This window comes from Domibacillus sp. A3M-37 (genome assembly GCF_024213455.1).
In the GTDB taxonomy this organism is placed as follows: Bacteria; Bacillota; Bacilli; order Bacillales; family Domibacillaceae; genus Domibacillus; species Domibacillus tundrae.
In genome coordinates, this window is sequence record NZ_JANAVL010000008.1 from 35149 (window position 1) to 56382 (window position 21234).

20 protein-coding genes and 3 riboswitches are annotated in these 21234 nt (G+C 44.1%); of the genes, 9 read left to right on the forward strand and 11 right to left on the reverse strand.

All coding sequences use genetic code 11. From position 1 onward, the window contains the following. Positions 1-35 precede the first annotated feature (35 nt). Positions 36-332, reverse strand: coding sequence for a hypothetical protein (locus NLX67_RS13295; protein ID WP_046179571.1), 297 nt, complete (start codon positions 330-332; stop codon positions 36-38). A 159-nt stretch (positions 333-491) separates the two neighbouring features. On the opposite strand from NLX67_RS13295, the gene NLX67_RS13300 reads away from it, so the two are divergent. Then, the gene (locus NLX67_RS13300) at positions 492-923 is read left to right on the forward strand and encodes a DnaD domain protein (protein ID WP_046179570.1); all 432 of its coding nucleotides are present in this window, start codon (positions 492-494) and stop codon (positions 921-923) included. Positions 924-1024: 101 nt separating this feature from the next. On the opposite strand, the gene atzF is transcribed toward NLX67_RS13300, so the two are convergent. The 5 genes from atzF to NLX67_RS13325 form a co-directional block, all read right to left on the reverse strand. Continuing rightward, positions 1025-2764, reverse strand: a complete 1740-nt coding sequence (gene atzF / locus NLX67_RS13305; RefSeq protein ID WP_254312058.1) for an allophanate hydrolase — start codon at positions 2762-2764, stop codon at positions 1025-1027. Then, on the reverse strand, positions 2724-6380 hold the full coding sequence (gene uca, locus NLX67_RS13310; protein WP_254312059.1) for an urea carboxylase: 3657 nt from the start codon (positions 6378-6380) through the stop codon (positions 2724-2726). Before uca ends, atzF begins: the two co-directional genes overlap by 41 nt. Positions 6381-6393: 13 nt before the next feature. Further along, complete coding sequence (locus tag NLX67_RS13315) at positions 6394-7047, reverse strand: urea amidolyase associated protein UAAP2 (protein WP_254312060.1); 654 nt, start codon at positions 7045-7047, stop codon at positions 6394-6396. Then, entirely contained in the window at positions 7047-7775 is a 729-nt protein-coding gene (locus NLX67_RS13320; RefSeq protein WP_254312061.1) for an urea amidolyase associated protein UAAP1, read from the reverse strand. The genes NLX67_RS13315 and NLX67_RS13320 overlap by 1 nt, the downstream gene beginning before the upstream one ends. Positions 7776-7868: 93 nt before the next feature. Next, positions 7869-7975, reverse strand: a riboswitch (guanidine-I (ykkC/yxkD leader). 89 nt (positions 7976-8064) lie between these two features. Continuing rightward, positions 8065-9426: an APC family permease gene (locus tag NLX67_RS13325; RefSeq protein WP_254312062.1), complete on the reverse strand. Its 1362-nt coding sequence runs from the start codon at positions 9424-9426 to the stop codon at positions 8065-8067. A 66-nt stretch (positions 9427-9492) separates the two neighbouring features. Continuing rightward, a riboswitch (guanidine-I (ykkC/yxkD leader) is annotated at positions 9493-9587 on the reverse strand. Between the two features lie 188 nt (positions 9588-9775). Between NLX67_RS13325 and NLX67_RS13330 the strand changes: the two genes are divergently transcribed. Together NLX67_RS13330 and NLX67_RS13335 are read left to right on the forward strand one after the other, a co-directional pair. Then, positions 9776-10945 (forward strand): MFS transporter, encoded by a 1170-nt coding sequence (locus NLX67_RS13330; protein ID WP_254312063.1) that lies wholly within the window; start codon positions 9776-9778, stop codon positions 10943-10945. A gap of 417 nt (positions 10946-11362) precedes the next feature. Continuing rightward, positions 11363-12427 (forward strand): ATP-binding protein, encoded by a 1065-nt coding sequence (locus NLX67_RS13335; RefSeq protein ID WP_254312064.1) that lies wholly within the window; start codon positions 11363-11365, stop codon positions 12425-12427. A gap of 319 nt (positions 12428-12746) precedes the next feature. Here NLX67_RS13335 and NLX67_RS13340 read toward each other — a convergent pair whose 3' ends face one another. Then, positions 12747-13406: a DsbA family oxidoreductase gene (locus NLX67_RS13340; protein ID WP_046179563.1), complete on the reverse strand. Its 660-nt coding sequence runs from the start codon at positions 13404-13406 to the stop codon at positions 12747-12749. Positions 13407-13538: 132 nt separating this feature from the next. Next, on the reverse strand, positions 13539-13805 hold the full coding sequence (locus NLX67_RS13345; protein WP_046179562.1) for a YiaA/YiaB family inner membrane protein: 267 nt from the start codon (positions 13803-13805) through the stop codon (positions 13539-13541). 131 nt (positions 13806-13936) lie between these two features. Between NLX67_RS13345 and NLX67_RS13350 the strand changes: the two genes are divergently transcribed. Continuing rightward, positions 13937-14995, forward strand: a complete 1059-nt coding sequence (locus NLX67_RS13350; RefSeq protein ID WP_254312065.1) for a tartrate dehydrogenase — start codon at positions 13937-13939, stop codon at positions 14993-14995. A gap of 190 nt (positions 14996-15185) precedes the next feature. Here NLX67_RS13350 and NLX67_RS13355 read toward each other — a convergent pair whose 3' ends face one another. From NLX67_RS13355 to NLX67_RS13365, 3 genes are all read right to left on the reverse strand, one after another. Then, positions 15186-15629: a GNAT family N-acetyltransferase gene (locus NLX67_RS13355; protein ID WP_254312066.1), complete on the reverse strand. Its 444-nt coding sequence runs from the start codon at positions 15627-15629 to the stop codon at positions 15186-15188. 179 nt (positions 15630-15808) lie between these two features. After that, on the reverse strand, positions 15809-16012 hold the full coding sequence (locus NLX67_RS13360) for a hypothetical protein (RefSeq protein WP_254312067.1): 204 nt from the start codon (positions 16010-16012) through the stop codon (positions 15809-15811). Positions 16013-16452: 440 nt separating this feature from the next. Continuing rightward, positions 16453-17061, reverse strand: a complete 609-nt coding sequence (locus NLX67_RS13365; RefSeq protein ID WP_254312068.1) for a hypothetical protein — start codon at positions 17059-17061, stop codon at positions 16453-16455. Positions 17062-17477: 416 nt separating this feature from the next. Between NLX67_RS13365 and NLX67_RS13370 the strand changes: the two genes are divergently transcribed. The 5 genes from NLX67_RS13370 (at position 17478) to NLX67_RS13390 (ending at position 21191) form a co-directional block, all read left to right on the forward strand. Next, a complete protein-coding gene (locus NLX67_RS13370; RefSeq protein WP_254312069.1) occupies positions 17478-17960 on the forward strand; it encodes an SMI1/KNR4 family protein in 483 nt (160 codons plus the stop codon). A 150-nt stretch (positions 17961-18110) separates the two neighbouring features. Further along, positions 18111-18428, forward strand: coding sequence for a hypothetical protein (locus NLX67_RS13375; protein WP_254312070.1), 318 nt, complete (start codon positions 18111-18113; stop codon positions 18426-18428). Positions 18429-18537: 109 nt separating this feature from the next. Beyond that, positions 18538-19278 (forward strand): sulfite exporter TauE/SafE family protein, encoded by a 741-nt coding sequence (locus tag NLX67_RS13380; protein ID WP_254312071.1) that lies wholly within the window; start codon positions 18538-18540, stop codon positions 19276-19278. A gap of 636 nt (positions 19279-19914) precedes the next feature. Continuing rightward, positions 19915-20002: riboswitch (cyclic di-GMP riboswitch) on the forward strand. 43 nt (positions 20003-20045) lie between these two features. Continuing rightward, positions 20046-20921, forward strand: coding sequence for an amidase (locus tag NLX67_RS13385; protein WP_254312072.1), 876 nt, complete (start codon positions 20046-20048; stop codon positions 20919-20921). A gap of 102 nt (positions 20922-21023) precedes the next feature. Then, entirely contained in the window at positions 21024-21191 is a 168-nt protein-coding gene (locus NLX67_RS13390; RefSeq protein ID WP_254312073.1) for a hypothetical protein, read from the forward strand. Positions 21192-21234: the final 43 nt, after the last annotated feature.

Below are 21234 nucleotides of genomic sequence, written 5' to 3' on the forward strand. Positions count from 1 at the left end.
AAAACCTGCCTCAGTGAGTGAGACAGTGGTATTGATTACGCATGTTTCCATTGCGTTGATTCGCCAGATTTCGGGCAGGAAGGGAACGTATCGCCCGGTACTAATTCCACTTGATCGCCGTCTTCATCGACGTACGTATCCGCCTCTGTTACTTGATCTCCTGTATTGTGTACGTGATTGGCGTGCCGCCACGTTGTGGGCTCATTCATATCCGGACAAACCGGAAATTGTTCGCCTTTTTGCAGCTCTACTCTTTTCCCAGCTGCACAAACATATGTGCCTGTTTCTTGTACCGTTTCATCTGTATGGTGAAGATCGTGTGTCGTACTCATGTGAAAAACCCTTTCTTTTTTAAAATTTAAATGATTGTTGTTAGTCTACATTAGCCGGGAATAGAAAAATTCAAACATTTTTACTGGAAATAAGGCTTCGGAAACTAAAAGGCAGGGAAAGGAAGAAGGTAACCATTATTTAAAAGGAGGGTCTTTTCTATGACCAGCCACAGTGCTGCTGCATACTTTAAAAGCATTCATCCCCGGCAGATGATTATGCACACGACAGGGAAAAAATCAGTATCAAAAATGGACATGACCGTCATAGCAGATTTGAATAAGCGATATCACTTGCCGGATGAAGTAGTGAATGTTCTTGTCCAATATATTTTGCTGGCGTCCTTATCATTAAGCCATCCCTCTCTTTTTAAGATTGCCATGCACTGGAGCAGAATGAACGTGGCAACCGCTGAGCAGGCGATGAACCTTGTGAAAAAAGAACATGCAAAATATAAAACGCTCTGGATGACCGACATTCTTCATTCAAAAAAGAAGACGGGTATTACTGTTGAGATGATTCGAGGGGCCTCCGACAGTAATTTAACAAATGAGCAGCTAGGAGCTTATATTCGAGAGCTGTTTTCTCGTTAAAGAAAAATAACCTGCAAAAAGATAAGGCGGCTGGATTTTTGCGCAAAATCCAGCCAGTTAACATAGAAAAGGGGGCTTTTAAAATAGCCCCCTTTTCTATGTTATACATATTTCCATCCGCCGAGTGAGGAAATATCTTCGCTGTCTTTTGCTGCACTGGCTTCACAAAGAAATCCTTGCATGTGCGTACCATCTTCGAGTTCAATTGTGCCAAATCCTAGTGGAGCAGGGATAAGGGAAACGAATGACCCTAATTCACTAATCGGCATTTCCCATAGCTCGAGTTCAATGGATGAGCCGTTTTTGTTCATTCGGATTAATCCGGGCTTTTTCGGCGCTGTGTTTAACTGAATGAGTTGATAATGCGGAGCGGTTTTTGCTTCACGAATGAAAACGGCGCGATGTTCGTTCATTTGTTTTTCAAGCGGAAACCCTCTCATATGAAGGCCGCAGACCGCGACAAGCGTTGTCTTTTTGCGCTCCGGCGCCCGATGTCCATACAGGAAAAGATCCGCCAGCCCGGTAATCAAATGTTCATCCTCATTTCCGGAGAACAGTGTAATACCGAACGGCATATTTTCTGCGGCGTCTTCAGCTGGAATATTAATGGCGCATAAATCGAGCAGGTTACAGTGATTTGTGTAAAGACCCATTTGACTGTTTGTTTCAATCGGGTTTTCCCGAACAGCTTCACGTGTCCACGTACCGCCGGCTGTCGGCATGATCAATACCGCATTTTCCAAATGCTGGTGCGCTTTTTGTTTGGAAATCTGTAATGAGTGCATTGCTTTAAAAACAGAAGCAGCGTTGTAATCAGGTTTTGCGCCGGAACGAAGCACGGCTTCGGTTACCGGGAAAGCGACATCTTCATGTTTCGTAATAAATTCGCCCAGATCGGCCCAGCGTTCTGCCACCCAAGGCCCGTCGTATAAAACAGAAGCCGCTTCGGATAGATAGTTGACGTCCAACGTCTCAACTGGTATACCAAGCTCATTCAATTTTGAAATGGCTTTTTGCCATGCTTGTTTGTAATCGTCAGCAAAAGGACCATAAAAGAGGGGAAGTTCATTTGGTACGTATACTTTTTTCGGAAGTGCCGCCGATTGGCGTGTAATCTTTCTGGACCACGGGTCATTGGCATCAAAACCGCGGGCGGCTTGATCAACAAGGTCCGCATCATGCAGGCCGTTTGCGAAAACAGTGACACAATCAAGGCTTGCGCAAGCTGGAACGACCCCTTTTACCGGCCATGCACCAAGGCTTGGCTTGTAGCCGATGAGGCGGTTAAGTCCCGCCGGCACACGGCCGGACCCCGCTGTGTCGGTGCCAAGTGAAAAAGCAGCCTGGCCGCGCGCGACGGAGACGGCGGATCCTGCACTTGAGCCGCCGCTGATCAAATCGTGATTCAGCGCATTTTTCGTTTCTCCATAGGGGCTTCTTGTGCCGACAAGACCGGTTGCAAATTGATCCAGGTTCGCTTTTCCGACCGGAATGGCACCGGTATCGATTAAGCGCTGAACAACAGTTGCATGCTCATCAGGCGTATAAGCAAACTCCGCACAGCCGGCTGTTGTCGGCACACCGGCGAGGTCAATATTGTCTTTAATAGCGAAAGGGATGCCCCAAAGCGGGGCCTGTTCACGGTTTATTGTTTTTAGCCGTTCTACGTACGGACGAATAAATGTCCATGAGGGCGGCGTGATCCAAATGTTCATGTCTTTGTCTGCTGCAGCGCGTTTAATAATTTGTTCGATGACCATTTCAGGCGTTAAAGCACCCGACTGATAGTTTTCCTTTAATTCAAGAATGGACAATGTTTTCGGCACGTTCATCGTTTGCATTGGATGCACCCCGCTTTTCTTTTGTAATCGAGACAATAAGCTGACCGGCATGGACTTCATCACCCGGTGACACGTGAACGGATTCGATAAACCCGTCATTTGGCGCCGGCTGAGGAAACTCCATTTTCATGCTTTCTTCGATGATCAATATATCGCCTTTTTTCACTTTATCGCCCTCGGACACAAGGACTTTCCAAACACTTCCGGGCATTGTGCAGCGGACTGCCTCAGCTCCTTCAGCAAGAACTTCTTCAGTTGGCTCTGCGGTCTCATGTTCTGACACATATTCTGCAAGCCCGAGCTCACGCCAGCTTTCGCGTTCGGCATGGAAAGCCGCCTGCTGTGTTTTGCGGAAGTCTCCGGCACTTTCTTCAATTGAATGGAGGAAAGATAAATATTCACCGAGCTTAAATGTTGTTTCGGTAATCTCTACTTCAAATCGTCCGCGCAGGAAGTCTTCGCGCATATCAAGCAGCTCATCTGCGCTGACCGGATAAAATTGAATTTGGTCAAAGAAGCGGAGCAGCCACGGCTTACCGGTCTGGAAGCTTTCCGTTTCACGCAGCCGATTCCATACTTGCACGGTACGTCCGACAAACTGGTAGCCGCCAGGTCCTTCCATACCGTATACACACATATACGCGCCACCGATTCCGACGGCATTTTCCGGTGTCCACGTACGAGCCGGATTGTATTTTGTTGTCACGAGACGGTGTCGCGGATCCACCGGTGTCGCGACCGGTGCGCCGAGATACACGTCGCCAAGGCCAAGGACGAGATAGTTGGCATCAAATACAATGCGTCTCACGTCTTCAATGTCTTTTAAGCCATTTACCCGGCGAATGAATTCCAGGTTGCTAGGACACCAAGGCGCGTCTGGACGAACGTTTTGCTGGTATCGGTCAATGGCCAGCTGCGTCGCCGGATCATCCCAAGAAAGGGGAAGGCGCACGACACGGGACGGGACTTCAATTTCTTCAAGCGGGGGCAGGCTTTCATCGATCGAAGCAATTACATTGCAAAGATCGGTAATCGACATTTGCGATGCGTTGATATGAACCTGCAAGGAACGGATGCCCGGTGTTAAATCCAATACTGGAATATCCGGACGCGCTTGAATTGCCTCCATTAAAGCGTGGACCTGGAATCGAAGCAACAGATCCAATTCCATATCGCCATATTCAATTAAGACATGCTCATCCCCTGCTGCCCGGATTGTCATCGGAAAGCGGCTTGTTGAATGCTCAACGAGAATCGGATAATCCGGTGACAGCCGGGCCGGTTCTTTTGGAAGAGATGGAAGAGAATAATCAGCTGTTTTTGAACCGATAGCGTTCAAGTGCTGTTCCTGTGCCTGACGAAGGGCGTCTGCTTCTTCAAGCGTCAGCAGCTGAAAACGGATGCGGTCGCCGGCATGAAGCTGGCCGATTTTCCAAAACTCAGCTGAAGCCGTCGTAACCGGGCAAACGAATCCACCGAGACTTGGTCCATCCGGCCCGAGCAGAATCGGCATGTCACCCGTTAAATCAAGCGTGCCAATGGCGTAGGCGTTATCGTGAATATTGGAAGGGTGAAGACCGGCCTCACCTCCATCTTCACGTGTCCAAAGCGGCGCAGGACCGATTAAACGGACGCCTGTGCGTGAGCTGTTGAAATGGACTTCCCAGCTTGTTTGGGTTAATTGATCCAAATACGCCGGCAGTAAAAATTCATTTGTGCAGTGAGGTCCCGGAATAACACCGATCGTCCACTCTTTTGTTAAGATGGGCTGTTCGTCGAATTTGAGTGCTGCGTGAGAAGGGATGTCCGCAGCGTTTATCTGCAATACGTCACCAGTGCGCAGCGCCCGTCCGCCATGTCCGCCGAATCCGCCAAGCGTAAAGGTTGCCGCGCTGCCAAGATGAAGCGGCATATCCAATCCGCCCGCGATAAGGAAATAAGCCCGCATGCCTGTTTCGGCTTCACCAAATGTCAGCACTTGTCCGCGTTTTGCCTGGATGACGCTGTACATTGGTACCGTTTCTTCATCTAATAAAGCATTCATCTCCGCACCCGTCAGGCAAAAAGCAGTATCGCCACGGAAACGATAGGATCCGCCGCGCAATGTAAGCTCAAGTCCCGCTGCCTGATCATCGTTGCCAAGCAGCTTATTGCCAATTCGGAATGAAAAAGGATCCATTGGTCCGCATGGCGGTACGCCAACGTCCCAATGGCCGACACGTCCAGGCCAGTCCTGCACCGTTGTTTGAATGCCGCCGTCAAGTACTTCAATGGCGCGTTCAGCCGGTGCAAAATTCTCCAGCATACGTGTATGAACGAGACCGTTTCGGCAATTTTCTTCCTGCAGCAGTGCTTGAATGTATTGCAAGTTCGTTGTTACACCATAAAGGCGCGTTTCATTTAATGCTTCATGTAATTTATCAATCGCTTCCTCGCGTGTTTCCGCATGAACGATAATTTTGGCGAGCATCGGATCATAAAGAGACGTAACAGTCAGGCCATCCCGCACCCATGTTTCGATCCGGGCTTGTTCAGAGAAGCGGACGTGGTCAAGCTGTCCGCCGCTTGGACGAAAATCGTTTAAGCAGTCTTCCGCATAAAGGCGTGCCTGAATGCTGTGTCCTTTTGGTGCTTCGTACAATTGATCGAGACCCCGCAGTTCATCAGCTGCTTCGCGAACCATCCACTCCACTAAATCGATGTTCAGCACTTCCTCCGTAACACCGTGCTCCACTTGAAGACGTGTGTTTACTTCAAGGAAATAAAACTGTTCCGCTTCCGGATCGTACAAAAATTCAACGGTTCCAGCACTTCGGTAGCCGACTTCCTCCGCCAGCCGTTTCGCAGACGAAAGCATGTGTTCACGAATAGAAGAAGAGAGGCAGGGAGCGGGGCTTTCTTCCACGACTTTTTGATTGCGCCGCTGAATCGAGCAGTCCCGTTCACCGAGTGCCGCAACCTCGCCAAATCGATTTCCAAAAATTTGCACTTCTACGTGCCGCGCTTTTTGGATATATTTTTCTAAAAATACGCCGCCATTGTTAAAGTTCGTTTCGGCCAGCCGGCAGACCGAAGGGAACGCATCCCGAAGCGCTTTTTCATCTGCGCAAATACGCATGCCGATTCCGCCGCCGCCCGCTGTGCTTTTCAGCATAACCGGGTAGCCGATGCGCCCCGCTTCTGACAGAGCGGTTTCCAGTTCAGTGATAAGAGCTGTCCCGGATAGGAGAGGAACCCCGGCTTTTTCTGCCATTTCGCGGGCAGAATGCTTTAAGCCAAACAATTCCATCTGTTCAGGCGTCGGACCGATAAAGGAAATGCCATTTTCGCGGCAGGCACGGGCGAAATCCGCGTTTTCGCTTAAAAATCCGTACCCGGGATGAATCGCCTGTGCACCTGTTTCAATGGCCGTTTTCAAGATAAGGTCTGTATTTAAATAACTGTCTTTCGCTGCGCCTTCACCGATCAAAATCGCTTCATCCGCCAGGTCCACATGCAGACTGTCCTGATCGGCTTTTGTATATACGGCAACAGAAGCGATGCCCATACGGCGAAGGGTACGTTCGATACGGACCGCGATGGCCCCGCGGTTGGCAATTAATACTTTTGTAAACATTGTCATCGCTCCTTTAATTGTTGTCCCAGACCAATAGCTGAATCGGTGTCGGGTTATAAGCGTTACAAGGGTTATTTAACTGCGGGCAATTGCTGATTAACACGAGTGTGCGGCGCACTGCCTGCATTTCTACGTAGTAGCCGGGAGCGGATACGCCGTCCGCAAATGTCAGACCGCCGTCTGGCGTAACTGGTACATTCATGAAAAAGTTGACGTTTGGTGCCAGGTCGCGCTTTGTAAAGCGCGGATCATTCTTCGAAAGCTGAAGCATGAACGTATCACGGCAGTTGTGCATTGGCAGTGTATCGTGTGAATAACGCACAGTATTGCTTTGTGCAGAACAGGCACCGCCGATTGTATCGTGGTTTCCACACGTATCGGCCACAATTTTTACCAGCTCTTTGCCTGACTCAGAGACAAGGACAGACCCGGTTGTTAAATAAACATTGCCCTGACGCTGAATGGTATTTACTGCACTATAATGATCAGCAGGATTATCTGCGTCATAAAAGAGCGTATCTGCTGCTTGATTTCCTTCAAGGTCCACGATGCGAAGCACTTGGCCGGGTTCTAACGTATACGTCCAGCCATCGCCGGCAGGAATGATTTCGTTATAAAAAGCCGCCTCCGCTTTTCGTTCGCTTACAACATGATGTAAAACAGCCATTATCGAATGCCTCCTTCAGTGAGCAGTGTGTGATCCCACGTATTTTCAAACGCGCGCCGGTTTTCCGGGCGGTGGTTCAAGCAAAAGTCGTCTTCCTGAACCGGAGCTGCATCCGTAATTGTTACTTCAACAGGCACGGATGGATAAGAAGTGCTCGGATCAAGCGGATTCGGTGTATTCGATAAAATGAGCAAGACGTCCATTTCGGTCCGTAGAGTAACCGTGTCGCCCTTTTTTGAGTGACCGGAAACAAAATGCATGGCGCCGTCTTCTATGCAGTATATTTTTGAAAAAAGATTAATAACGGGAACGAGATCACGCGTCGTTAGTCCATTTCGAAACAGCTCGACTGCGAAGTTTTCCTCGCCGCTTCGGTACCAGTCGTTTCGTTTTTCCTGATACGTCGTCTTTCCGTAGCGTGCATCGATCATGTTGCGGGATGTGTAGCCGGAAATCGCATCGTGCCAGCCGAGCGAGTCATCTGCAATGCTTGCCAGTACACGGCCATTATCGCTCATGAGGACATTTCCTTTCGTCAAGTGAGCGGTATACTGCGCTTTTAACGTATCAGGCATATTGTATCGTTCAGCTGTATCGTGTGCGTTATATAAAAGAAGAGAAATGTTGGCGCCGTCTTCCATTGCGGTAAACGTGATCGATTTGCCGCGGCTGATCCGGCCGGACCATTTGCCCCCGGCAGGAATTAGTTTTGTTGAAATAGCAGTCATGTTAAACAGCCTCCTTTTAAAATTAGAAAAGCGCAAGGCGGCCGTCCGCCTAAAGCTGGAAAATAAAAAAGGATAAAAGCATGAGAGATTGTCGTCTCCCAGGCTTTTATCCTTCCGTGTATGCAACAGCAGCTGCACGCTCTCTCTCGGACCAGACTTTAAAGAATGACTCTTTAAACGGAACCCTAGACAGCTTTTCGTTTCCAATGCAGTGTGGAAACCTTTATTGATTTATAAATAAAGTATAACATTCTGGGAAAATTGAAAACAATCATTATGTTAGATTATCTTACATTGTTTTTCTTTGAGCCAATGATTCTGCTGGAACCTCTAATTTATCTTCTTTGAATGAACTCCATGATTTTCTGAAGGCTAGATAAATAAATCCGACGATTACCCAAGTGACTCCATACATAAGAGTATGTTTATCCAAAAGAGTGAGCAGCCAGCCGATAAAACCAGCGCCGATCAGCGGGAAGATTAGATACAAAAATGTTTCTTTCAACGAACGTTTTTTCAGCTTTACATAGTAATGAGCGATGACTGATAAGTTGACAAATGTAAAAGCGGTCAGGGCACCGAAGCTGACAAACATAACAGCTGTATCGAGATTAATAAATACAGCAGATAATGATACAGCGGCAACAAATAGGATATTCGCAACCGGTGTTTTATATTTCGGATGAAGAGATGTAAAAAATTTTTCCGGCAAAATGGATTCGCGTCCAAGAGCATAAAGGAATCGGCTGACACTTGTTACAGATGAAACACCTTGTGTAAATGTCGCGACCATCAGAACCATAATAAACAGCGAACTTAGCATGTTTCCACCAACAAGCTGTACAAGGCTGTACGCCGCATTATCTGGATTTGTAAAGGTGAAATTAGGATAAGCAATTTGTGTTAAATATGAAATGGCAATGTACATCGATGCGGCAATTAATACAATCAGGAAAATGGCTTTAGGAATCGTTTTTTTGGCATCAATTGTTTCTTCTGCCATAGTCGTAACCGCATCAAACCCGAGAAAGCAGAAGCAAATGAGCGCCGCGCCTGAAAATACAGCGCCAAATGCGACATGGTCTCCGAAAAATGGTGCAAGCGAGAATAAAGAGCTTGTTCCAGTGTCGCCGATGATAACATCTTTAACAATCAGCGTACAAAAGAGAAGAATAAAGCCGATCTGCACGAGGACAGATATTCCGCTTACACGTGCAGCAGATTTAATGCCGACAATATTCACAATGGCAAGGACAACATTCATGACGATGATCCAGACGAAAATCGGGATTGCCGGAAACTCTGTATTCATAAAAATGCCGAATGTCAAAACGGCAATAATCGGTGAAAAAATGTAATCCATCAACAAAGCCCAGCCGACTAAAAATCCAACTTTCGGATGAATCGCTTTTTTCGTGTATGTGTAAGCAGAACCTGAGGTCGGATATGCTTTAACCATACGGCTGTAGCTATAGGCAGTAAAGAAAATTGCGATAAATGCTGTCACATATGCAGCAGCCATCATTCCACCTGCCGCTTCAAATGCGACGCCATACACCGTAAAGAAAATCATCGGTGTCATCCAAGCAAGACCCATAAAAACGACTTGGTGCAGCTTTAGTGATTTGACCAGTGCCTGTTGTTCGTTCATGTTCATTCACCCTCTTTTCCGGATTTGTCGGAAAAATAAAAAACCCGGGAGAATTTTATAAAAAAATTCTCCCGGGCTTTTATCCCTCCGTGTATACAGTAAAACTGTACGCTCTCTCTCGGACCAGACGTTTTTCAACCGGAACCCTAGAGAGCAATTTTGTTCTCGATTACGATAATGAGAGCCTGTATGTGTTTGATATTCCGGAGTATACGTTGAAAAAAGAAGAGGTGCAATAAACATGTTAGATTTTATAACAAAATATTTTGACGAAAACCATTTCTGCTCAACACCATATCTTTTTTGTGTGTAAAATGAATATATGGTACTTACACGGAGGATGAACGAAATGAAACAATCAAAATGGAGCGCATTGGGCTGGATTTCGACCGCGGTTTTATTTGCCTTAAGCCTTTGGTTCAGCGCCTCAGTCGTTATTGATGAATTAACAAAGGTATGGGGGCTGACAGATGCAGCGAAACCTTGGATATCCGCGGCCGTGCCGGCGGGATTTACGGCAGGCGCGTTAACCAGCTCCTATTTTGGCTTGGCAGACCGCTTTAATGCGCGAAAGTTATTTATGGTATCCGCTTTGGCCGGGGCAGTGCTCAATAGCATGCTTTTATTTGCGGACAATGCCTTTCAAGGTGTGTCTCTGCGCTTTTTGACTGGTGCGGCACTTGCGGGCGTCTATCCGACCGCTGTGAAAGTGCTGACGCTTTGGTTTCCGAAGCGGCGGGGTCTTGCAATCGGTATTGTGATCGGTGCGTTAACGCTCGGTTCGGCGCTGCCTCACATGCTTGCGCTGATCGCGTCAGATGTAAATTGGGAAATTGTGATTGGTATGAGCTCAGGGTTATCCGCTTTTGCAGCGATGATCATGATCGGTTTTGTCAAAGATGCGCCTCAGCAAGGAACAGCATCTATTTTTTCGTTCAACATGATCAGCAAAGTCGTTCGCAATAAGCCTGTCATGCTGGTGAACTACGGTTATTTCGGCCATATGTGGGAATTGTACGCGATGTGGACGTGGCTGCCGCTTTTTTTGGCAGCGGGCGGCTCGGTCCGTTCTTCCTTGTTCTCATTTTTGGCGATCGGCCTGGCAGGCGCAGCCGGTTGTGTAGTCGGAGGTGTATTAGCAGACAAAGTAGGACGAGCCCGTTTAACAATATGGTCAATGGGCATTAGTGCCGCCTGTTCAATGTTAATTGGATTAGTGTTTGGACAATCGGTCGTTTTAACGATCATTATTGCAATGATTTGGGGATTTTCTGTTATTGCGGACTCCGCCCAGTTTTCTGCAGCGGTCTCTGAATTTGCAGAAACGGAATATGTCGGCACCGCGCTGACATTTCAAATGAGTATCGGATTTCTGATCACAATTCTATCTATTAACCTTATTTCTTTCCTGCAGCCTTACATGGGGTGGGAGTGGGTATTTATTCTACTTGGAATCGGTCCTGTTTTAGGAATGGTAGCGATGACTAAATTTAAACGTTATGAAAAGCAGCGTTTATAACAAATCTTAAAGTTTCCTCTTTATTCAATTAATATTCATTTCGGAAAGAAATGCGCGGAACAGCCGCCATCTACTCGCTGCTTCCTGCGGTTGAAAAAGCAGCAGTCAATAATAAACTTATCTCTATCATCGTTTTGTTGATTCTTCTGGTATGAGTTTGTTATTAAATATCGTGCATTCACTCAACGAACAAAGAAAATTGTGAATGTAAAAGAAAATGTTCAAATCGTCTTTGATTTACTTCAGATCCCGGATATTCTAGGAGAAGATACGTTTATCTAACCAATTAAATATGTTGTTAACTGCCATGCGGTCATAGACTAAGCATGGTTTTTTTCTGTTCAAAAAGGAAAAAGCGCTATCAACAGCGAATTGAAGAAAGAAACAGGGGAATCTGGAGAAAGAGGAGGGAGGCAATTGACAGATGTATTACCTAACCAAACCAATCGGGCCATCGTAGAAAAAGAAGAAATGTATCGGAATATTGTTGAATATTCAGTCGAGGCGATTGTTATTCATGTTGATTATGAGATTGTGTATATTAATGAGTCGAGTGCTGCTTTTTTTCGTGCGTCAAAAGAATTGTTAATCGGCAGAGATGTTCTTTCTGTGTTCCAGCCGGCATCACATGAGATGATTAAAAAGCGTATTCAAAAAGGCATGACTGGCAATGAACTGGCGCCGCTCATCGAAGAGAAAGTGATTCGGGCTGACGGTACAATGGTGGAAGTGGAGCTTTACTGTCGTCCAGTCATATTTGGCGATCGAAAAGCCATGCAAACGGTCTTCCGGGATATTTCCATCCGCAAAGAAACGGAAAAAATACTGCGCGACCGGGAAAAACTTGCTTCAATTGGGCAAATTACAGCAGGGATTGCACATGAAGTGAAAAACCCGCTAACAGCGGTGAAAGGATTTTTGCAATTATTGAAAGAATCTCATTCACACCCGTATCTGCAAACGATGGAAAATGAACTGGACAAAGCGCTCATGACACTGCAAAATTTATTGCAAGTATCGAAACCGGACCTGCAGGATGAACCGCTCGTGCCGATTTATTTTTACAAGGAACTGGAATCGTTAATGCTGTTGTTTCAAGACAAACTGTATAATGTAGAAGTGGAAATGGACTTGCGGGATCCCGAAAAATGGATTCTTGGCAAAAAGAACTTATATTTAAAAGCATTTTTTAATTTAATAAAAAATGCCCTGGAAGCGATTAGTGAAAAAGGAAAAATTAAAATTATTCATTACTGCGAGAATCAGTGGATTCATATTCAAGTCACGGACACAGGAGTCGGGGTTCCGAAAGAGAAGTTGAATATGCTGGGCACACCTTTTTTCTCAAGCAAAGCGGACGGGACGGGACTTGGCCTGACACAGGTATATACAACTATTCACGAACATGGCGGCCATATTTCGGTTGACAGCAAGCTTGGAGAAGGCACAACCTTCTATATTCGCTTGCCGGTTAATAGATAACAAACAGGAGAGTTTATCATGTTTTTAATCAAAAAAAAAGAACGCCATGAACGACTCACCGCATACGGAGGGTCGGACACAAGTGGCGCAGCCGTCCAAACTGAATTGGACGGTTTTTTTATGAAATTAAGAAAGTGTATATCTTTAGACAGTGTCCAGCTTCAGGCGCCATTGGCTCGAGGGCTCACAGGATGTGAGTCAAGAAGGCATTGCAGCAGGATGCTGTGCTCTTAGTCTTTGCTTCAAAAAGCCAAGCCCTTCTGGAGGCACAAAACGCCTCCGCCAGTGCTCGTCTAAAGCTGTGCGCCTTGCGCTTTTCTTATGAACAGCCATCAATGCCGCAAGACTGGCCATCCATCAGCAGTGTCACTTTTTTCGTTTGTTTTTTTCGTTCTTGTTCAATGATTTGCTCGAGTGCTTCTTTTGAGCGAATACCAGACACCTTTGTGCTTCCGATCATAAATGTCGGCACAGCTGTAATCTCTGCTTCATTATAAGCATGATCCAACGCTTTTTCGTGCGCCTCTTTATACGTACGATTTTCAATTGCTGCACGATATGCTCCTTCATCTAAGCCAATTTCACCGGCAAGCTTTGTCAACACATCCACATCGCCAATGTTCTGTTGTTCCTGAAAAAAAGCACGCAGCATCCGATCGTTGTACTCATTTCCTTTGTCGTTTGCTTTCGCAAATTGATAGCCTTCAAACGCAAGGTGCGTGTAAGGCTGAGGTGATACATTCGGCAGGACGATTGGAATCCCCATTTCTTTTGCGAGCGGGTATACGGACTGCTTCCATGTCGTCTGCAGGTAGCTGTCTTCCGGACGAAGTGTTTCATTTGGATACGGACGCAGTTCATACGGCATCCATTCGACTTCTATATCGTCTTTTCCTTCAATTGCCTCATAAAGCGGCTGTTCCGCCAAAAAACAAAATGGGCAGACATAATCGGAGTACACATTGATTTTTACAGTCAAAATGAACCTCTCCTTTCCTAATCCTTGCAGTTGATTATATAGCGGCGGCGCGTCTCCGTCTAACCATCTGCTTTGGATAAATTGTTTCACGTGAAACAAAAAAAGATGCGCAGATGGCATCTTTTATAAATATTATTCAGAAGGCGGCTTTATGCTTCCGCGTCTTCGTTCTTCTTCTTCCGCAATAATTTCATTGTCTTCCGCATTATCACGTGTTACTTTTTGCGTTAAGATCGCACCAACCGCCACAAGAATCATAACGGCAATATAATAACCTTTTTCGTTAAGCTCCATGTCCGCGTTGAAAAGACCGATCGAAAACAAGGCAACACCTGCAATCAATGTAAAATAGGCCAAAAACGTAAAAGCTGGGGTATTTCTTCTCCGGTATCGCTGCATATTGTTTCCTCCTGCATGAAAGGATTAGTACTAGATACTAATACTATACCATAATTTTCTGAAAAAGAATATTAATGTCATTAAAAATGAAAAAACTCTATAATAAAGAAGAAAAAGGGAGGAATACATAGATGGAAAAATTGAAAATAGCCAACATTCCTGGCGATGGGATTGGCACGGAAGTTGTCGCAGCCGCAACAGATGTTTTGAAAGCGGTATCAGAAATTCACGGAGGATTGACGTTTGAATTTACAGATTTCCCGTGGAACTGCCACTATTATTTGAAGCATGGGGCGATGATGCCGGAAGACGGGATGGACCAGCTTACTCAATTTGATGGTATTTTCCTGGGAGCAGTTGGCGATCCGAATCTAGTGCCGGATCATGTATCACTATGGGGTTTGCTTATTAAAATCCGTCGAGAATTCGAACAGTCGATTAACCTCCGTCCCGCGAAAGTGATAAAAGGCATTCGCTCGCCCCTTCTCAATCCTAAAGACTTTGATATTATGGTCGTCCGGGAAAATAGTGAAGGTGAGTACAGTTCAATTGGAGGCAACATGTATCAGGGCGACGACGAAATCGCCATTCAAAATGCAGTTTTTTCACGAAAAGCAACCGAGCGTGCAATGCGTTTTGCATTTGAACTAGCGCAAAAACGGAGCAGCCGTGTGACGAGTGCAACTAAATCAAACGGGATTATTTACTCGATGCCGTTCTGGGACAGTGTGTTTGAAGACGTGGCAAAAGACTATCCGCACATCGAGACCGACTCGCGGCATATTGACGCATTGGCGGCCTTTTTTGTGACGCAGCCGGACCGGTTCGACGTCATTGTCGCCAGCAACTTATTCGGAGATATTTTAACCGACCTTGGCGCGGCGATTATGGGCAGCATTGGCATTGCGCCGGCCGCTAATATTAATGTGAACGGAAAATACCCGTCCATGTTCGAACCGGTTCATGGATCCGCACCGGATATTGCGGGTAAAGGAATGGCCAATCCAATCGGGCAAATTTGGACAGCCAAAATGATGCTCGACCATTTTGGCGAAGAAGAATTGGGACGCGTGCTGCTTGATACAGTAGAAAGTGTAACAAGCGACGGGTTCTTAACACGTGATATCGGCGGTAAGCATACGACGAAAGAAGTAACAGACGAGATTATCGCCCGGCTGAAAGTAAGATAAAAAGGGGAATCCAAAATGAAAGGGCTGTGCAAAAGGAACTCACTTTTGGCACAGCCCTTTTTTAAAAATAGGCTCTGTTATCGTTTGTTGTTGATTTTAGGACCAAATAAATAGCCACCTAGTTAAGTGGCTATTTATGCATCTATTGAACTATCGCACCTCGTTAGCTCAATAATGGAACAGACGATTGTTATTTCAGACTTAATTCATAGTGATAAAATTGCGAATCCCGAACATATCCATTTCTTTCGTATAGTCTTTGGGCAGAATAATTATCTGGTGCTGTACTCAAACTAATACTTTTAGCACCTGTTTCAATAGCGAAATCTTTAGCTTTATGTAAGAGTATTTCTCCTATTCCTTGTTTTCTAGCTTCTGCATCTACATATAAGTCATTTAATATCCAAGCTCTTTTCATAGATATGGATGAAAATGTAGGATAAAGTTGAGTAAAGCCTACATACTTTTGTTTGTCTTTAACAACAAATATAACGGATTCCTTGCTTTCTATACGTTCTTTTATATAAGTTTTAGCACCTTCTAAATCGGATTCTTGTTGATAAAACATCCGATACAAATTAAATAAATTTGACACGCCTTCTAAATCCTCAATTGTCGCTTGAAATATTTTCATAATTTCCCCCATCGTATAAACAATTCACTTTATCAAATAATATTATACGAAATTTGGATTTTTCGATATTAAATTATCCTGCCCCGTTAGCCATCCATGCAGCGCAAGCATTGCACCACAGATTATGTAAGGCAACTCGTTCTTACATGGGAGCTTAATAAGAAAATCAACAGTCAAGTTTAACAGAGCTTTTCGTTTAAATCCGTATCCAGTGCATAGTTAATAACCAAATTCCAGACTTTTAGCTGGCACCCCTTTTCTTCGGCAAAATTCAGTGCATCCTGGAGGTCCTTCCATATCTTTTTTATGGCTGCTTTTGGCGTGGTGGAAGAATATTTTCCATACATCGAATAAATAACAATATCGCTGCCCTTTTTTTTCATTTCATGCCAATCTATTTCTTATACCCATCGATGCGCCGGTTCTTTGATATTCTGGTCATCCGATACTTTGGGTCACACAATATCAACAAAAATTGCGCATGTTCTTCAAACTCGACCCCTGTAAAAGAAAACAGTTTTTTCTACCATATTCAGGTACATTCTTTGGGATAAGTCCCTCATGCGGAACCCGCCTCCTTTTTTAGTGGCAAGTATAGTATCCTATCCGGTTTATCACCGAAAGGAACAGGCAGGTAGCCGCATGAATGTAGAACAAGCAGTTTTTGTCCAAAAGCATTCAGTTCATAAAAAAAGAATCGGAAAATATCGATTCCAGCTGTGTGTAGTAAATCATTAATTCCAGCTTTTTTCCTCTCTTCCAATCTAAACAATAGGGAATTAAGGTCTGACGTGCCAACTACCGCCGAGTACAGAGGATATTTCTATTGGGATAATAATTTCAGGATGCTTTCGGTATTATCGTCCAGCAGCATGAGCTGAGAGAAGACATCGCTTCTCATTTGAACAAGCTCTCTTTTGTCTTTTGGTGCTTTTTCTGGAATATATAGTTTCTTTCTCGCTCTATCGAACTGGTCTCGGGAAATTTCCTCACGCTTCAATTTGCCTCGAAGTTCGTGTATCTCCTCCCAATATAAATTAAATGCTCTTTTGTTCATGAAAAGCTGGATAATCTTTAGGGCTGCATCATAATAATCCATTGCTTCGAAGTACAAGTCTGAAACCTGGTCAGGAATGCGGAGCACGGGTAGAGACTCTACTTGTTTCTTATTCTGCTCAATATAGTAGCCTAGTTTTAAATGAAGCTCTTTATCCAGTTCCGCGTCTTTTTCTCCAGAATGGACATTGGAAAGAATGGTCTTCATCACCCCTTCCGCATCACGAAGAAAATGAATACGCGTATGCAAATCATGGGATAGTTCGTTGTACAAAGTGACTTTGTCTTTTGCTTGTTTCTTTTCTCTTTTATGAATCTCTTTCGCTAACTCGTTTACGAAGCGCTTAGAGGCTCCCAACCACGTTTTTCCCAGCATCCCCTTCACATCCCTTATTTGTTTGTTTCTGCTCTCTATTTTTATTTAGCAAAAAAAATTTCGTAAGTTAGTAATTATTGTTTGAGTCATCTTTACTTACAGAGGACGTTGCAAGGTACCACCCCTTTTATGAAGATGTTTAGAAAATGGGGTTTGATGTATACTTTATGCAGCAATTTCTCGCGGATGACAAAAAATCGGAAAATAAATAAAAACAGAAAAAAAGGCTGTTTTTCAAAGCTATTTTAAGAAAAGGCTCTGTTAAAGTCTAATGTTGATAAAATCTGTGTTGGTTTTTGGTACGCTATATGGACGTACTGTTGATTAACTAAGTGCTGCTATTCTGTTATAAATATATAAGAGAATAATGATACGATAAAAAAACGTAATTTGCCACAACCATAGGGGATAGAAACATGAAGGAGTATTATAACGGAAAAAACTTTTGGGATAAAGAGAATACTTGGCGTCATCAATATCCAATCAATGATGAAATCATTCAAAAAGCAGAATCTATATTAGATATTACATTTCCAGAAACATTCAAACAGTTAATGAAAGAACAAAATGGCGGTCAACTTATGTACCCTTACTTTATGTTTCCTGACAGGCCAGGAAAGTACGAGTTAGATATTGAACCTATCCATTTTGACCAAGATGATGTGAGCCTTATATCATCAGGAGAGTTACTTGAAGAGGTAAAGCTACCGAAGGATTTGATTGTGTTGTGGTGGGATTTTCATCACTGGCTTGTTATGGATTACCGATTTACAAAAGAAAACCCTCCTATCCAATATATACAGGAAGATTACTCAACAGAGAAAATGTCCTGGATATATATCAAAATGGCAGATACATTTGATGATTTCTTAAAACAACTTTTTCGTATAGTGGACTAATTTAGCTCAATTTTTTAGTCAACAGTTTTGGTCTACTGTTAATTAGTAAACGGAATGCAATTATATTGCTTTGACAAGGCAAGTATCTATGACAGAAAGAATAATTAAACTGTTTTATATTCAACTAAGCGGCAGAATTGAGGTGCTGGAATGACATTTCGAATTATAACGTCAATCAGTATGTGGGATGAAAATGGCTGCTACATTGAAAATGAAAATGGCATATTACCAAATATCAACGATGAAGAAGCGGTGGAAGTTACTTTAAGTAACCTGGCAGCTCAAGCAGATGATACGTATTTTGATGGAACAATTACATTTGAAATAAAAGGAAAACCGTTTTATGATAACAGTTTTAGTACGTCAGCACTCTTAATGACGTGGGAAACGCTTATTCGCTTTAAAGACTATAATGTACCTATACAAATAAAGAAAGTTAATCAACAGTATCTGTCAACTAATGCTTAATAGTGTGGAAACCTTCAAATATCAACAGCCAACTTTAACAGAGCCTAAAAATAAAATAGTCAATCTTTGTTACAATAGAAGGAAGAGGCAAGAGGCTGGAGTTGAAAGTATGTTAATTGTATTGATGATGTTTTTGCTGGGCACGCTGTTCGGTTTTATCGGTGCGGGCGGAGCAGGTTTTGTGATTGCGGTACTGACCGTTTTTTTTGGCGTGCCGATTCATATGGCGCTCGGCACATCGCTTGCGGCAATGGCGTTTACAAGTATATCCGGTGCATATAGCCATTACCATGAAGGAAATACCCATGTGAAAATAGGCTTGATTGTCGGTGGATTTGCAGCGGCCGGTTCATTTGGCGGTGCTAAACTGGCGGCAGTCATACCAGAAGAATCCCTGCACTGGCTTACTGCGGGTATGCTGTTTTTATCCGCTTTTTTGCTGTTTATAAAGTTATTATTTTTGAAAGATACATCAAAGCCGGTTGATGAAAAAAGCCATGTAATCTGGATTAAGGGTATTTTTCTGGGCCTGCTGGCAGGTACCTTGTCTGGCACATTCGGAATCGGATCAGCGCCTTTTATTCAAATTGGCCTGATGATTTTGCTTCATTTAACCATCCGGCAGTCGGTCGGGACGACGATGCTCGTGATTGTGCCGCTTGCGATTGGCGGTGGAATCGGTTATTTTTCCGAAGGGTTTATTGATGTCTTCTTATTGCTGAAAGTGCTGATCGGTACCGCATGCGGCGCATACATCGGGGCGAAATTTACGAACATTGTGCCAAAGCCTGTGCTGAAATCGGCCATTATTTTAACGCCGACAGCAGCTGCTGTTTTATTGCTTTTTTAAAAAAATACAGGAAGCTTTTTTTTGTCTTGAGTGAAATAGTAGCGGGCTGACTTAAGCTGGGATATAATGAAGATACATAGTTTAAGAGTTAAAACTATTGCTCATTTTCGGGGCTTATAGAACTCCAAAGGGGAGTAGCTTACAGTTATGTCGACAATACATGGTCTTTTGGCCGCCGGCTTGACTGGCAACAGGTATGTTGTTTGCGAGACCTTTGCCTGCGTGGTAACGGATAATAGATGAAAAAACCTTTGCCGCATCCGGTGAAGGTTTTTTGTTTATTAAAAAGGAGTGTTTCGGATCTGATATTGGGCTGATTTTTGATGATGAATATTATTTTGAAGGGAAGAACAAGTAAGAGTTGGACATAGATAGGCGAAAAAAATTATTATTTTTTATCACGTTTTTAGTAACAGTTAAATTATATACGGCGGGTATTATTACACTGGATCCGCAAAATCCACCGCGAAGTTTAACAATCAGCGCACCGCAGTCCGTTATGGCTGATAAGAGCTATTATAGGATGTGAAGATAAGCCGGCGGGAATGTCCCGCCAGTGTTTTTTGGCTCTTTATCAGCTTTGAAAAAACGCTGGGCAAAAAGGCACTCTATAAACTATAATAAAAGGACAAAATAATCTGAAAAAGGCAAACTTCTCCGAAAGGAAAGGACGCAAAGCTATGAGCCTAAATGCTGAAAAGCATATGGTCGTCAGGCTGCCAGGCTCTCATTCTATGAGTCCAGGCTGACAGAATGGAGGGCTTTTTATGTTGAAAAAAATACGTGCTTCGATTTTGCTGATCATGCTTTTGGCAGCAGGAATTCCGCAGGTTGAGACGGAAGCATCTGTCCCAAACGATCAGGCGACATGGCTTTGGAATCCATGGGTGATTGTCAGTGATGAAGCAGGAACACTCACATTTCTGGAAAGCAAAGGAGTAAATAAAGTATACGTGCAAATTGACCGGGACATCCCTGTGAATGTATACCGCAGTTTTATTGAAAAAGCATCTGCGAAAGGGATACGCATTTATGCACTGGACGGCGCTCCGGATTGGGCGGCACCAAAAGGGTATATAAATCAGAATGAACTTATGAACTGGCTCAGCCGTTATCAAAGTGGTTCAGCAGCCACACAAAAATTCACAGGAATTCACTTAGACGTTGAGCCTTATTTATACAGCGGCTGGGCGACAAATCAAGCTGCGACTATTAAGTCGTATCAATCGCTTTTAACGAAAGCAAAAAGCAGCGCCGCTTCTTTAACATTACCTCTTGAAGCGGATATGCCATTCTGGTTTGATGAAATTTCCTATAAAAATACGTACGGAAAAGGGAAGCTGGCAGAATGGGTGATCGCCAATACAAACAGCGTTACTATTATGGCGTACCGCGACAGCGCGCCTCTTGTTATCGAGGTTGTGAAGAATGAAATTGTTATAGCTGAAAAATATGGAAAATCCCTTGTGATTGGCGTTGAGACTGGTCAAACGAGTGAAGGAGATGCTATTTCCTTTTTTGAAGAAGGTGAAGCCTCAATGAATCAGGAATTATCAGTCGTGCAAAACTACTATGCCCCTTCTAAAGGTTTTAATGGAACAGCGGTTCATCATGTCGGCAGCTGGACGACTATGAACCCGTAATGGTAAGAGCCGTCTTTTTAAAAGACGGTTTTTTCTTTAAAATCATTGTCAAGCATTCAGCTTGTAAACTAGACAGGCAATACATTTAAAGAAACTGTGGAAATGGTGGAAGCCGTGGCGATGCAGTCTAAAGAAGGGTCGGCGGTCATCGAGGAAGTAAGTGCTCGGTCAAAATCAATGGTACAGTTTATTGATACAATCACTTCTTCTGAAATGCTCAGCAACATGGCGTCTGAATTGCAGGAAACGGTTCAAAAGTTTAGATTTTAACGAAAGGGATTTATTTCGTCATCGAGGCGGGATAAATCCTTTT